Raw genomic sequence first — 15,019 nt, 5'->3', positions numbered from 1 at the left:
TAACACATCGGCGTAATCATTTTGCAAACAAATGCCCATACTGTTTATCTTTATGAATATCATATTTACCGCTATGGTAAATACATTGAGAAGAAATATGTTGCCCAATTTCACTAAATGAGACTTCGGTAATAGATTTATATCCTAATTGGTTGCCTAATTCATGCAAAACAAAGGTGCGATTTTCAGTTGTGCATGTATCAACTGCTTTTACCCAGCGTGGATTAAGTTTGGAGCAATTCCAATTTGCACAACTGCCAAAAAAGCAACTAGAAAGGATTATTGAGCAAAATAATATTAACATTAGATTAGAAATGTTTTTCTTCATATTTTTCTCCATTTGGTTTATTGGGAACTACTAACTTGGGAACTGCATGATTGATATATTTCCCATCATTACCCATTTTAGGAACTCCCCACTTTTCCGTATAATCTTTCCAAGCTTCCGTTAAAACAGGTTCGCCATTTTTCTCAACAACATTTCCATTTTCATCCCTTTGATACTGTTCAGGCACTTCCGCAAAATAACTGCTGTGTGAATAGCAAGGTAGGGTGGGCAACTTGTTGCCCACCCTACCTTGCTCCAACGAAAAAAAATTATGTCCATATCAATGACCACTAATTTTCATAATTGCTTGGATAAAATCATGATCGACTATATCAGCAATAGCAAACGGTGCAGCGACAGGAATGGCGACAGCAGTTACCTTGTCGGAAATAGTTTCATCATTTTTAGATTTTACTAACTTATTCATAATCTTTATCTTTCGTTACCAATGGTCTTTTTGAATATCCTTTATTTTCCATACAAAAATAACTATTTCTTAAACAATTGTTAGCAACAGGTGAATTATTCAATATTTTTCTAATTTCTTGTATATAGTTTCCCTTTTCATTTGGAAAATTATATTTTTTTATTTCTTCTGGACAGGAGATAGAAAGACAGTATCGAATGTCTTCAATTTTTGTTTTATCATCTACATTGTTTTTAATATAAAAATCAACATCATATCCTTTATGGTGTGTATATCCTTTCGGAGTGCAACTGGTTACTGCAAATAAACAAGGATTACAAGAAGTTGTCATTACCATTATAAAAACAATAATGACAACTTTAAAACAACGCACAAACATAACTGTTAATCTAATAACCTTTATCCAAAAAACAACACTTATATCCTTTATTTTCTACCATACAATTATAAACAGATTGCACGCAATTATTCATTGCATCATCATATTTTTTTGTTTTTCTATAATTAAGTTTTTGTCTTTCATCAACATACTGTGCAAAATGACCAGTATCATCTAATAAATTACCATTTTTAATTTCATAAGGACATACAGATTGTGCAATACAACTTTCAAAATCCTTTCTTTTTTCTATTTCATTTTTCTCATTATGGCTAAACATTTCCAAGTCAGAACCCACATATTTTGAACACGAGACTACTGGCATTGGTCCGCAACTTTCACAAGAACATAGTGTAATCATTGAAAAAATGATTACATTCCAACGAAAAAAAATTATGTCCATATCAATGACCACTAATTTTCATAATTGCTTGGATAAAGTCGCTATCAACTATATCGGCAATAGCAAATTTAATGGTTTTTATTTAACAATTTCTCCATTTCTTTTTTATAATCTATTTTCTGAAATTCTGCGGTTTTTTGATAATAATCATAACCACCCAAAGAACTCAAACAAATAATGTGCATATTTCTAACTGCATTATAAGCCAATTCCTTATCATTTCTTGGAATACCTTTTTCTTTAAGTATGAAAATGTAATTATCAAAATCTTGCGGAATATTTAATTCCCGTATATTGGAAAAATACATATTAGCACAATATTTAATATCACTCCTAACTTGATTTATGCTTTTATTAGGATTTTTTCTAATAACATTTTCAATATCAGAACTTACAGGACAATGAACGCTTTGTGGGGCAACAAAGCATTTTTCATTATCAATAGTTGTGTAATAACAGCCCTGCATTATCAACAATACAAGGGCTGTTGATAATAATCGATACATAAGCTAAACCTTAATGACCGCTTATTTTCATAATTGCCTGTATAAAGTCGCTATCGACTATATCGCTAATGGCAAACGGAGCGGCAACTGGAATTGCTGCAACGGTAATTTTACTTGACCAATATTCATCTTTTTTATTGTATGTATCTCGACCTGGCGTAGTATTACCGTCTTTGTCATAAAAGCCCCACATTTGACCGCCAATATAATCATGAGTGCCAGCAAAACCTTCTACGACTGTATCTCTCATGCTTCCAATATTATATTCACCGAAAAATGTTCCTTTTTTTCCTTGAATACCACCAGTTGCACCAGAAATCTTTTTAAATCCGTCTGGATTATCAGTCGGACTTATAACATTTTCAAATTTTGGAAACTTCTCATCACCTACATAGGTTAATGTTCCATTTGGGTTTTTTACACATCTCGTATCACCACAAATAACATCTAAATCAACTCGAACACCGCCCAACTTCACGCCGTCAAAGTAATCGCTATCGTAAGAAACATTGCTTAATAAGACTTTGCCGTTTTTATCGACAATGCCAGGAAATTTGCGTGAATTATCCAAAGTTTCTCGGCGTAATTTTGTAGCAACGCCTTGCAATAAGCCCTGCGTAATCGCCGTATCAGGGTCTAACGCCACAATACCAACAACGGTTTCCAAAATCCGTTTTTGATATTGCAGGTTATAAATTTTGTCATAAAGTTTATCTTGTTCCGCCTGATAAATTTCCCATTCTTTTGAATTAGGGTCAGAAAAGTCTTTTTTCTTCTCCAATTCTTTGATTTCTTCTCGCAATTTCGCTTGCTTGGGTTCATAAACTTGGGCAATCGTGGCTTTGGCGTTTTCGCTGAAATCTTTGGTAACTTCGACTTGAATGTTCAGTTCTTTCAAAACTTTTTCTTTGTCGAAGTTATTTTTCAGGCTGCCTATATGCTCTGCGTAGTTTTCCACAGTTACATCGGTTTTGATTGCACCGATTGTTTCATCGGCAGTTTTGCCTGTGAGTTCTTTTTGCTTATTCTCATCAGCAATCACAATATTGGCGGTGTTAATGCCTGAATGTGTTACTGAATGCTGGCTTTCACTGTCGTGTCCGATACCTGTTTGAGTTTTCAGCGAACCCATAGCAACGGTTTTGCTTTCGCCAGTCGGCGTGCCATCAGGTTCGGTTAGGTCAAAAGTTTTATTGCTACCCAAAGTCATCAGTTTTTGTCCGCCAATTTCTTTGGGCATACTCTCACCGCCGCCCATTGAGCCGCTTAAACCAACGCCAAACGAACTGCCCGAATATTCCGACTTATTCGCCAAGTCTTCAAAGGTGAGCGTACCCGTTGTAAAACGGTTTTTGCCATCGTCTTCCGATTTTTGGGTGGAAGTAATCAAACCGCCTTTCAAATCGGTGTGGTTCTGCACATTGATTTGATAACCGTCTTCTCCGGCATAAATACCGCTTTGTTCGGTGACGGAAGCGTGGTCGGCGTTGATTTTGCTTTGGCTGTAATTGCCGCCGGCACTGAAGCCGTAGCCTACGGTCACTTGGGCACTGGCGTTTTGTTGTTTGCTTTGATAGGTTTCGCTATCTTGTACGCTTTGAATACTTAGGTTTTTGGCATGAACTTGTACGCCTTTGCCGATGACTTGCGCGCCTTTTAGTGTGGTATCGCCACCGCTTTGGATAATGGTTTGGCTGCCTTTGTCGCCAATATGGCTATGGTGGTGTGTTACGCTGTCGCCATTGCCGTAGCCTTTGCCGACATTGCCACCTGCGGTAATGCCTAATGACCAGCCTCCTTGTCCGAATGATACGGCGACACCTGCATTCCAGCCGCTGCTTTTGTTGTTGCTGCGTTCTCTGCTGCTTTGTTCGGCGGATTGGAGTGTGATGTTGTTATCGGCAATCAGGGTGGTACCTGCTTTACCCGCTACATCTGAACCTGTTATGTTGATGTTGGATTGTTCTGCTGCACCTGCGGCGATTAATGTGGTTTTACCGCCTGCTTGAATTTGACTTGCTTGGGCTTGGCTTGCTTGAATTTGGGTGGTTTGTTGGTTTTTTTGCTCGCCATAGGTAATGGAGATGCTGACTTGGTTGGCATTGGTTGTCCCGTTGGCTAAGTTTTGTGCACTCTTACCTGTTTGATAGGCTTGCCAGCCTGCATTGGCAGCTGCCATGGCATTGACACGACCATTTTTGCTTTGTCCGACTTGTTTGCTGCTTTGTGCGACGGCAATAGCTTGTTGTGCCAAATCGGTAACGGGCGAACTGAATGCCACCGTTAAGCCTTTTTGTTCATAGGTTTGGGTGGTATTGCTGTTTAATTGGTTGTGTGCTGCTTGAATGTCTATGCTTTGGGCATGGATGGTGTTGTTGCCTTCCGGGCTGGAAACGGTACTGCCGATTTGTTGATAGTGTTTACCTGCCATAATGGCGGTATCGCCTTTGATGCTGCCTATGGTGCTGCCTGTATGTTCGGTGCTTTGGGATTGGTTTTCTTGTGTGTTTGTCTTGCTGCCAATCGTGAAGCCGATACCTGCACTCATCAATCCTGATTTTTTGGTTTGATGATAGGTTTCGCTTTGATTATGGGTTAGGGTTGTGCCAATGTGAACATGATTGCCTGCTTGGATATGGGTGCCACTGTCAGAAATGACATTGCTGCCCTTTATGTTGGCGTCGTTTCCTGCCTGCAATACAACTTGTTTGCCGTCAAAAGTGCTGCTTTGAGCGGTTTCGTTGTGGCTCTGGGCTTTGTCGGTAATAACCAATTTATTGCCACCGCCACTTCTGCCTTTGTGTTTGGACGCATCATCAACATGGGTCGTATTGATGCCTGCGCTGATGTTGATGTCATTTTTGGCAGACACAGCGAGTGTACCGTTTGCGCTGCTGACTTGGGCAGCTTTGGCATTGAGGTTGTTGCCTGCTAACAGGGTAACATCACCTTGCGTTTGAATATTGCTACCAATTTCGTTAGTTGAACCGCGAATAACATGGTTATCAGCATCAAAATGGGTTTCTTGATGTTTGCCGGTTTGTACGGTATCCAGATTGATGTTGCGCCCTGCTTGCAGCTGGGTTTGTCCTTGCTCTGATTGATTGCTGATTTGACTGGCAATGATGTTGATGTCCTTACCAGCTTGTGCTGCTAAAACACCTTTTTCTGTGCCCGTGATGTAAATACCTGCTATTCGGTCTAGCAAGCGTAGGGTGGGCAACTTGTTGCCCACGCGGTTTGATGCACACCACATCATTTTATTTTTCAGGCAGCCTGAAATCAAATATTTCACATTAAAACATCATTTTATGTGTATCTGATTGAACTGCGTGGGCAACAAGTTGCCCACCCTACGCTTGCTGTGTTGCGGTTGAAGATGACTTTGTGTAAGCGGTTGTTCATTTTTGGAGCTTTCCTTGTGGTTTTAGGCTTTCAGGCTGCCTGAAAGTTATCATTAACGCGTGGGCAACAAGTTGCCTACACTATGTTTGCTTTGTTATTTATTTTCGTTTTTGTTTTATCCATTTTTCGTAATAAGGATTAGCGGATTCTTTGGGGAAATTGTGTTTATTTTCTTCTGTCATTTTAATTGCGTTACCGTGACTATCTCTAATTAAATCACCTTTTTTATTCATATAAAAACCGTGTTCGTTAATTAAGTATGGTGTAGGCGGTTCAGCAAAATAATCATCATTATTAACCACGCAAGCAGTTAATAAAAAAGAAAAAATAATAAAATAAATCGATTTCATTTTGTTGCTCCTGTATTGTCAATTTTCAAGTTACATTTCAATTAAAATAAAACGATATAACTACGCATAACATTATCGCATTGTTTGGGTTCATCTTTTGTGCAAATACTACCTTTTTGAGTTATTGTATGTCCATTCAATATAAAAGCAGTTTCAGATTGATAGCCTTGTTCATTAAAACACCTAACGATATTTGCCATTTGTGTAGCGTAATCATATTTTGTTCTATCTGAATACTTATGTTCGCATTTATCCTTAATAGGCTTAAATTTTAGATAGCGTTTTCTTTGTTCAAGCGACAAACTTTCGTAATAATGCAAGTCAGTATCCGAAGTTTTATAAATTCCATCACTTGCTATTTCTTTGTCTGGAAACAAAAAATAACCGCCATTCCAAAATCTTGTTAGTGGGTCATCAAACAAAACCCCACAGCCTGTTAATAACAAGCAGACTGAAAAGAAGTATTTTTTCATTATCGCTCTCCCTGTTGTTTTTTTGTTCTAACTGGAACTGGAAGAGACGGATTATCACCTGACACCTTGTTATGAGTTTGTCCTTTTATCCATTTCTGTTCAAAATCATCTAAATATGGATTTGGAACTTTTGTTGAATATTCCAATTTATTTTCTTCCGTCATTTTTATAGGATTTCCTGAATTATCTTTTATCAGGTCGCCATTTTTATCCATATAAAAACCGTGTTCATTTACAAGGTATGGGGTTGGTTTTTCTGCAAAATAACTGCTGTGCGAATATAAGAACCATTTATCTTCAACTCCGCCTGTTGGTTCATTTCCACCAACAATATGCTTACTACGCAATGCAACTAATGGAGTTCTACCAACAAAATCTGTGTAATGTGTTGTGGCAGAAATATTAAAATCTTTCCTACCATATTCGTTCATGTAGTTTGTATAATCATCTACATTTGCCGCACTACCGAAGAATTGAACATTGTTATACGGTAAAGGCAGATTATGTCTGACTGAATATTTATCAGAAACACTTCGAGTTAAACCGCCACGACTATGATTGTTACTATCAATCTTATAACCTTTACTTTCTGCATATTGATTTAATTCAAGGTTCGCTTTTTGTGCAGAAGTTAAAGGCAAACGACCGCCTAACAAATCGTTAGTTTTATCATAAGCGGCATACAAAAGTTCAGAAATAGAATTGCCTGTTGGCGGATTGTAGATAAGCAAAATACCTTCCTTATCTACTTCCCATTTTTGTTGCTTAATCCCATTTTTTAGAGCGTCATTTCGTGGGTTCAATATACCGTCATTTGTAGTAACGATGCTTCCAGTTACTTTGTTAGGTTCAATCTCATTTAAATCAGAGATTTGCCGTTTATCACCAATCTCAACCATTCCAGTGTAATTTGGATCTTTAGTGTCAATTTCTTGCCCGTTTTTATCATAAATTTTTCTATCCGCCGTATCGTCATAATTTCTATTAGAACAATACAAACTATCGCCGTCACATTTCTCAAACCAAAACTGTCTTGGTCTTGTACCCGCTCGAATGGCTGGATTAGCCACTGCACTACCTGTTACATAAGTTAAAGCCGTGCTATCGCCAATTCCATACAATCCACCTAATGCCAAATCAGTGTAAAAAGCGACTTTTTCCAATTTGTCGGCAGACTTATCCAAAGCCAAAGATTCTGCGGTGTTATAACCGTTTTTGCCGTCAATATAATTTTCTCTTCTTATATCTTCGGCTTTTTGTCTTTTTTCATCTGCTGCTTTGTTGATTTCTGCACGCAAGGCTTTGCGATTACTATCAAACTCCTGTGTAACCTTAACCTGCAAATCAATCTCTGATTGCACTTTGTCTTTATCGAAATTGTTTTTCAGGCTGCCTGAATGTTCGGCGTAGTTGTCGGTTGTTACATCGGCTTTAACAGCCCGTTTCGCTTCTTCCGCCGATATTCCTGTGATTTGCTGTTGTTTTTCGTTATCACGAATGGTGATATTGGCAGTGTTAATGCCTGAATGGGTTGTGGCGTATTGTTTGTCGCTGTCTTTGCCATAGCCCATTGTGCTACTCATACCGCTTTGATTAACGGTATAAATACGGCTGTTTTGATTTGGATTATCGCCCGCAACGCTGCCTGAAACACCCAAACCAATCGCTTCACCCTTATATTCGGCGTGATTCGCCAAGTCTTCAAAGGTGAGCGTACCCGTTGTAAAACGGTTTTTGCCATCGTCTTCCGATTTTTGGGTGGAAGTAATCAAACCGCCTTTCAAGTCGGTGTGGTCATTGATTTGATAACCGTCTTCACCCGCAAATATGCCGCTTTGTTCATTCACAGACGCATAATCGGCGTTGACTTTCGACTTGCTATAACTCGCACTGCCTGAAACGCCGTAACCCATTATTACCATTTTGTTGAATATCCTTTATTATTAAGCATACATCTTGCATTATCCCCAATACAATTTGTCGATTTGACTGCATTATCATTGTATTTATTATCATAATATTTTTTTATAATATATTGATAATTACCCTTTTCATCAGGTAATTGATATAATTTATATATTTCAGGACAAGCAACGGAAAGGCAACTTCTGAAATCATCAATTCGTTGTTCGTAGTCGTATTATTTTTAACAAAATATTCAATATCGTTGTTTGCTCTTATCGTCATATCATCAAAAGGATAATTACAAGACGAAGTTGCAAATAAACAAGGATTACAAGAAGTTGTCATTACCATTATAAAAACAATAATGACAACTTTAAAACAACGCACAAACATAACTGTTAATCTAATAACCTTTATCCAAAAAACAACACTTATATCCTTTATTTTCTACCATACAATTATAAACAGATTGCACGCAATTATTCATTGCATCATCATATTTTTTGTTTTTCTATAATTAATTTTTGCCGTTCATTAACATACTGTGCAAAATGACCAGTATCATCTAATAAATTGCCATTTTTAATTTCATCAGGACATATAGATTGTGAAATACAACTTTCAAAATCTCTTCTTTTTTCCATCTCTGATTTTCCCTTATGGCTAAACATTTCCAAGTCAGAACCTATATATTTTGAACACGAGACTACTGGCATTAGTCCGCACCTACCGCAAGAAGTCAGTGTCATCATTAAAACAATGATGACACTCAACCGATAACAACACATATCAATGACCAATAATTTTTTCATTATTACCATTTTGTTGAATATCCTTTATTGTTAAGCATACATCTTGAATTTGCACCAATACAGTTTATATATTCTATGTTATTCGTTTTTTCTATAACATACAGATAATTACCTTTTTCATCAGGTAATTTATACAACTTATGTATTTCAGGGCAAGTAACAGCAAGGCAACTTCTAAAATCTTCAATTCTTTGTTTATCAGTTGTGTTATCTTTTACATAATATTCAATATCGCTATTTATAGAATATTTATCAAACGGATAATAACAATACGAAGTTGCAAAAAAGCAAGGATTACAAGAAGTTGTCATTACCATTATAAAAACAATAATGACAACTTTAATATAGCATTTCATAACAACTACCAATATATAGATAATCAATGACCAGTAATTTTCATAATCGCTTGGATAAAATCATGATCGACTATATCAGCAATAGGCTGCCTGAAACGGTAATATCTTCTTCTGATTGGATATTCAACTTGCCTGCGGCTTGAATTTCACTGCCAACACTGTAATGGCTGTGGTTTGGGATTGTAGTGCATAAGCCACTTTAAGGGCGTTTGTTGCGGCTATTTTTATGCAATCATATTGATTGAATAATCCGCATAAACTAACCGCTATACCATTATCCGTAGCACTTGATTTGCCGTTGTTATGGGAATTTTCTGCAACAACAGCCATTAAGCCTGTGTTGCGGTTGAAGATGACTTTGTGTAAGCGGTTGTTCATTTTTGGAGCTTTCCTTGTGGTTTTAGGCTTTCAGGCTGCCTGAAAGTTATCATTAACGCGTGGGCAACAAGTTGCCCACCCTACGCTTGCTTGTACATCAGCTTGTTCCATTTGTTGGGCAATTCTGTTCAAAACCGAAGCATGGAAGTCATGGGGCATATCTTGGGCTTGGTAGTTTGGGTTTGCCATGCGTTCTAGCGAGTGGATTAATTGTTGGTTAATCATATCGCGGTAATTTTGCTCGGCTCGTCTTGCCAATGCATAACTGCTTTGCATGGAAGTGGGTTGTTTCGGATAGGTTTGGAGTTGGCTCATGGCTTTGTTCCTATTGGGTAAATTTTATTAAAACAAGTGGTTAGCAAACGGACGTTTTATTCATTAAGTGGAATGCTTACTTAATGGGATTGTTTCAGGCAGCTTTTGATTACTTTTTATCATGAAGAATTCAATGTAACAAAAGTTGATTTGAATGAAAAAGTATTTTAGGCAGCCTGAAATGAAATTTAATAAGAATGCGTGGGTGCGAGCACCCACCCTACGCTTGCTTGCCGTTACCGCAATCATTGTAAACGTTTAGGGTTACGGCTTAATTTGATTGCTTCCATTGTAAATTGGGAAGCGGGATTTTAAGTTTCGCAGGAAGTCTAATCATATTTATTTGAATTGAATTCTTTTATTCTGTTGTTGGATGAAAATAGTATTTTTGATGAAAAACCCATGACTAATATAGTATATTCCTTATCATTATTTATGAAGTAGCAATTACCATATCCTGCAATGTTTTTATCCCAAAAATCACAATATGATTCAGTAGTAAAATCAGTTTTTTTTGATATGAAGTCAAAATTATTTGGGTAATATCCATATGCAAGGTAATATTTATCCATGTTCCATATTAAGAAATCAATCCTTTTTTCTAACATTTTCAGATTAATTTGCAATAGTGAGATGTATAAAACCATACTAATGGTTATTATTTTAAAATATATCATTTCATTTCCCAATGAATAGAGGTTTAGTTGTTTTATTGACTATGCCTGAATGTACACCTAAATCTTCTGTTGGTAATGATGAATAATTAGGTGCTGTTTTAGGGTCTTGTGCTTTTAGTATATGGGTGAAGTAATGATTTATTTGTTCTCCAAAAGTTTGTTGTGTTTTAGGATTAAAATATTTTGCTCCAAAAATTGCACCATACTTATCTGATGGTAAATCTTCATATGAATAAGCAGAGTGTTGTGATTTAAAAGAATCCATTTTTTCCTGAATATATCCATATTGGATTGCCTCGTTAATGGCTTTATTTTGGATTTCTTCTGATGATATGCGTCTTACTTGTCCATAATTAGATGGTAATGTCCAATCTATGTCATTCTTTCTTTGTAAGTTGATTTTTTCTTTATATGCCACAGATGCATAAAATAGGAAATGTACCATATCAATCCACCCACCTTCACTTGTATATATATATCTGCCTTCTAATAAGTTAAAATAAGGAGTAACATTGGGAGTATAGTCCCAATCAGTATTACTTAATCGTAACATAGCATTATGAGCAGCTTCTCCTTTGGTCTGTCCCATTTTTGAAGGGGTATTGTTGAATACATTGATGAATGTATTAATTGTACCTGTTTGTTTTTGATTGACTGCATTATTCTCCACCGCATTTTCCGCATTCAGTCCACCTTGCACCGCATTGACTGTTGAGTTGCCAACAACTGCCCCTGTTGCCGCCCCCAGCAAATTTGTAATCGCTGAAACAGTCTCTTTCTGCTCGGCTGTCAATTCATTGGCTTTGCCTGTTCCATATAAAAATTGACTTATTCTCGGTGCAGCCACTTCTGCCCCACCTGCGCTAATCGCTCCTGCTAGGGCGTTATTGTCTCCTGCTGCTGCAACCGCCGCTCCCAATACCGCATGGGCAAGAATATGTGCGCTCGTTCCTTCTGCGTTTTTTCCTTTAAAGTGTTGCCCAATTTCATACGACAACGCTGGCGATGCGGTCGCTGCCACAATACCTGTTGCACTTTGGGTCGGCGCAGTTAAGCCTGAGGCAATGCTGTTGAGCAACACTTGCCCTCGTTGCCAGTTGGCTACTTTGCTGTCGTATTCCGTTTGGCTGATTTCGCCTTTTTCCAGTTGTGTTTTGAGTTGGTCAAGGTGGCGGTTGATTGCGGTATTGGCTGCCTGAACATTGCGGTTGAAGTCTTGGCTGACTGTTCTTTGTAAATCCAGCTCGCTTTGCACTTTGTCTTTATCAAAGACGTTTTTCAGGCTGCCTGAAAGTTGTTCGGCGGTGTCTGTATTGGTGTCGGTATAAATATCGACTTTGCTTTGCTCTGCCGTTTTGCCCGTCAGCCGGATTTGTTCGGCTTCATCGGTAATGTGAATGTTTCGGGTGTTGATGCCGCTGCGGGTAACACTGCTTTGGTTGTCGCTGTCTTTGCCGTAACCGACAGACGAACCGGTGCCGTTTTTATCGGCTACGGTTTTCAGGCTGCTTTGGGTGTTTTGTTCTCCTTGCCCCAATGTTTTGCCGCTTACGGCAACGCTGGCACCCAATCCGAAACTTTTGCCTTGGTATTGGCTGTGGTTTTTGATGTCGCTGTGGGCGAGTGTGCCGGTGCTGAATCGATTTTTGCCTTTGTTTTCTGCGCTTTGGGTACTGGTAACAATGCCGCCTTTGAGGTCGGTGTGTTGGGCGATGTTGATTTGATAGCCGTCTTCTCCTGCATAAATACCGCTTTGCTCGGTTACCGAAGCATGATCGGCTCGGATTTTGCTTTTGCCATAACTGCCGCCAGCACTGGCGCCGTAGCCTACGGTCACTTGGGCACTGGCGTTTTGTTGTTTGCTTTGATAGGTTTCGCTATCTTGTACGCTTTGAATACTTAGGTTTTTGGCATGAACTTGTACGCCTTTGCCGATGACTTGCGCGCCTTTTAGTGTGGTATCGCCACCGCTTTGGATAATGGTTTGGCTGCCTTTGTCGCCAATATGGCTATGGTGGTGTGTTACGCTGTCGCCATTGCCGTAGCCTTTGCCGACATTGCCACCTGCGGTAATGCCTAATGACCAGCCTCCTTGTCCGAATGATACGGCGACACCTGCATTCCAGCCGCTGCTTTTGTTGTTGCTGCGTTCTCTGCTGCTTTGTTCGGCGGATTGGAGTGTGATGTTGTTATCGGCAATCAGGGTGGTACCTGCTTTACCCGCTACATCTGAACCTGTTATGTTGATGTTGGATTGTTCTGCTGCACCTGCGGCGATTAATGTGGTTTTACCGCCTGCTTGAATTTGACTTGCTTGGGCTTGGCTTGCTTGAATTTGGGTGGTTTGTTGGTTTTTTTGCTCGCCATAGGTAATGGAGATGCTGACTTGGTTGGCATTGGTTGTCCCGTTGGCTAAGTTTTGTGCACTCTTACCTGTTTGATAGGCTTGCCAGCCTGCATTGGCAGCTGCCATGGCATTGACACGACCATTTTTGCTTTGTCCGACTTGTTTGCTGCTTTGTGCGACGGCAATAGCTTGTTGTGCCAAATCGGTAACGGGCGAACTGAATGCCACCGTTAAGCCTTTTTGTTCATAGGTTTGGGTGGTATTGCTGTTTAATTGGTTGTGTGCTGCTTGAATGTCTATGCTTTGGGCATGGATGGTGTTGTTGCCTTCCGGGCTGGAAACGGTACTGCCGATTTGTTGATAGTGTTTACCTGCCATAATGGCGGTATCGCCTTTGATGCTGCCTACGGTACTACCTGTATGTTCGGTGCTTTGGGATTGGTTTTCTTGTGTGTTTGTCTTGCTGCCAATCGTGAAGCCGATACCTGCACTCATCAATCCTGATTTTTTGGTTTGATGATAGGTTTCGCTTTGATTATGGGTTAGGGTTGTGCCAATGTGAACATGATTGCCTGCTTGGATATGGGTGCCACTGTCAGAAATGACATTGCTGCCCTTTATGTTGGCGTCGTTTCCTGCCTGCAATACAACTTGTTTGCCGTCAAAAGTGCTGCTTTGAGCGGTTTCGTTGTGGCTCTGGGCTTTGTCGGTAATAACCAATTTATTGCCACCGCCACTTCTGCCTTTGTGTTTGGACGCATCATCAACATGGGTCGTATTGATGCCTGCGCTGATGTTGATGTCATTTTTGGCAGACACAGCGAGTGTACCGTTTGCGCTGCTGACTTGGGCAGCTTTGGCATTGAGGTTGTTGCCTGCTAACAGGGTAACATCACCTTGCGTTTGAATATTGCTACCAATTTCGTTAGTTGAACCGCGAATAACATGGTTATCAGCATCAAAATGGGTTTCTTGATGTTTGCCGGTTTGTACGGTATCCAGATTGATGTTGCGCCCTGCTTGCAGCTGGGTTTGTCCTTGCTCTGATTGATTGCTGATTTGACTGGCAATGATGTTGATGTCCTTACCAGCTTGTGCTGCTAAAACACCTTTTTCTGTGCCTGTGATGTAAATACCTGCTATTCGGTCTAGGTGGGTGCTGCTGCCTTGTGTATTTTGACTGCCGGCGGTGGTGCTTTGGCTGTTGATGTTGTTGCCTGCTTTTAACCATAATGCCTGTTCAGCAGAAAGGTTACCGCCAATATTGTTGATGTCTTGTGTGGCAGAAATGGCTGCTTTTTGTGCATGAACATGCCCAGCGATATTGTCCAGTGTATCGGTGTTGATGATAAGCGCATTGCGCCCTGCAATCGTGCCTGAGTTTTTCAGGTTGCCTGCAACGTCTATTTGTGCATTGTTGCCCGAGAGCAATGCACCTTTACCGTCTATGTCGCCATTTTTCACACGCACATAAACCTGTGGCACCAATACGGTTTGCGTACTGCCATCAGGGAGCTTAACTTCTTTGTGTACCAACCAAACGATGTCGCTGGTCAGCTGTGCAACTTGCTCGGCACTTAATGCAATGCCAACCGTGAGGTTCATTGTTTGAGCAGCAGTGACACTGTTATCCATCAGGGATTTGAATTGTTCTTCGTCGTTTTGATAACCGTCTAAACGACGATGTCCTGTTAGCTCTGTGATTTGTTCATTGATTAAGCGTTGCTCGTAATAACCATCACCCAAACGTTTATGTAGGTTGTTGGGGTCCAGTTTAAGACTACCCAACATGTAGTCGCTCCCTAACCATTGACGGTAGTTGGCAAAGCAAGCGTAGGGTGGGCAACTTGTTGCCCACGCGTTTTAATTTGGGTTTTAAGTGCATTGTTGTTTTCCTTAACCAACTTGGATAAATTTTCGCCACATAAAATAGTTTATTGACAAACCCAATAAACTGA

Annotated in this window: 15 protein-coding genes and 2 pseudogenes; all 17 read right to left on the bottom strand. The window is 39.6% G+C overall.

All coding sequences use genetic code 11. The features are described from left to right. Window positions 1–16: 16 nt before the first annotated feature. Window positions 17–328 carry a hypothetical protein gene (locus DYC63_RS02885; protein WP_115217846.1) on the bottom strand — a complete coding sequence of 104 codons (312 nt, stop codon included), beginning with the start codon at window positions 326–328 and terminating at the stop codon, window positions 17–19. Next, window positions 309–560, bottom strand: a complete 252-nt coding sequence (locus DYC63_RS02880) for a hypothetical protein (RefSeq protein WP_174892109.1) — start codon at window positions 558–560, stop codon at window positions 309–311. The genes DYC63_RS02885 and DYC63_RS02880 overlap by 20 nt, the downstream gene beginning before the upstream one ends. Window positions 561–608: 48 nt before the next feature. After that, window positions 609–755, bottom strand: coding sequence for a hypothetical protein (locus DYC63_RS12560; RefSeq protein WP_172459345.1), 147 nt, complete (start codon window positions 753–755; stop codon window positions 609–611). Then, window positions 748–1,134: a hypothetical protein gene (locus DYC63_RS12360; RefSeq protein WP_147284918.1), complete on the bottom strand. Its 387-nt coding sequence runs from the start codon at window positions 1,132–1,134 to the stop codon at window positions 748–750. Before DYC63_RS12360 ends, DYC63_RS12560 begins: the two co-directional genes overlap by 8 nt. Window positions 1,135–1,144: 10 nt before the next feature. Further along, a complete protein-coding gene (locus DYC63_RS02875) occupies window positions 1,145–1,537 on the bottom strand; it encodes a hypothetical protein (protein ID WP_172459383.1) in 393 nt (130 codons plus the stop codon). 68 nt (window positions 1,538–1,605) lie between these two features. After that, a complete protein-coding gene (locus DYC63_RS02870) occupies window positions 1,606–2,043 on the bottom strand; it encodes a hypothetical protein (protein WP_115217844.1) in 438 nt (145 codons plus the stop codon). A 10-nt stretch (window positions 2,044–2,053) separates the two neighbouring features. Further along, a pseudogene (locus DYC63_RS02865) lies at window positions 2,054–5,248 on the bottom strand (hemagglutinin repeat-containing protein); the annotation flags it as partial. A gap of 298 nt (window positions 5,249–5,546) precedes the next feature. Further along, the gene (locus DYC63_RS02860) at window positions 5,547–5,798 is read right to left on the bottom strand and encodes a hypothetical protein (protein ID WP_115217843.1); all 252 of its coding nucleotides are present in this window, start codon (window positions 5,796–5,798) and stop codon (window positions 5,547–5,549) included. A gap of 41 nt (window positions 5,799–5,839) precedes the next feature. Then, entirely contained in the window at window positions 5,840–6,271 is a 432-nt protein-coding gene (locus DYC63_RS02855) for a hypothetical protein (RefSeq protein ID WP_002233314.1), read from the bottom strand. After that, window positions 6,271–8,184, bottom strand: coding sequence for a hypothetical protein (locus tag DYC63_RS02850; RefSeq protein ID WP_218564527.1), 1,914 nt, complete (start codon window positions 8,182–8,184; stop codon window positions 6,271–6,273). The genes DYC63_RS02855 and DYC63_RS02850 overlap by 1 nt, the downstream gene beginning before the upstream one ends. Window positions 8,185–8,670: 486 nt before the next feature. Next, window positions 8,671–8,988: a hypothetical protein gene (locus DYC63_RS02840; protein WP_147284917.1), complete on the bottom strand. Its 318-nt coding sequence runs from the start codon at window positions 8,986–8,988 to the stop codon at window positions 8,671–8,673. Window positions 8,989–8,990: 2 nt separating this feature from the next. Further along, a complete protein-coding gene (locus DYC63_RS02835; protein WP_218564526.1) occupies window positions 8,991–9,299 on the bottom strand; it encodes a hypothetical protein in 309 nt (102 codons plus the stop codon). A 168-nt stretch (window positions 9,300–9,467) separates the two neighbouring features. Continuing rightward, window positions 9,468–9,722 (bottom strand): ESPR domain-containing protein, encoded by a 255-nt coding sequence (locus DYC63_RS02830; RefSeq protein ID WP_115217840.1) that lies wholly within the window; start codon window positions 9,720–9,722, stop codon window positions 9,468–9,470. 30 nt (window positions 9,723–9,752) lie between these two features. After that, entirely contained in the window at window positions 9,753–10,037 is a 285-nt protein-coding gene (locus DYC63_RS02825; RefSeq protein WP_115217839.1) for a hypothetical protein, read from the bottom strand. Window positions 10,038–10,366: 329 nt separating this feature from the next. Next, complete coding sequence (locus DYC63_RS02820) at window positions 10,367–10,714, bottom strand: hypothetical protein (protein WP_115217838.1); 348 nt, start codon at window positions 10,712–10,714, stop codon at window positions 10,367–10,369. A 1-nt stretch (window position 10,715) separates the two neighbouring features. Further along, window positions 10,716–11,561: a VENN motif pre-toxin domain-containing protein gene (locus DYC63_RS13675; protein WP_425452117.1), complete on the bottom strand. Its 846-nt coding sequence runs from the start codon at window positions 11,559–11,561 to the stop codon at window positions 10,716–10,718. A 345-nt stretch (window positions 11,562–11,906) separates the two neighbouring features. Further along, a pseudogene (locus DYC63_RS02815) lies at window positions 11,907–14,888 on the bottom strand (hemagglutinin repeat-containing protein); the annotation flags it as partial. Window positions 14,889–15,019 lie beyond the last annotated feature (131 nt).

Origin of the sequence: Suttonella indologenes, from assembly GCF_900460215.1 — a bacterium.
Taxonomy (GTDB): domain Bacteria; phylum Pseudomonadota; class Gammaproteobacteria; order Cardiobacteriales; family Cardiobacteriaceae; genus Suttonella; species Suttonella indologenes.
Note: the sequence above shows the minus strand (reverse complement) of the source record. Positions and strands in the feature narration are given on the sequence as shown.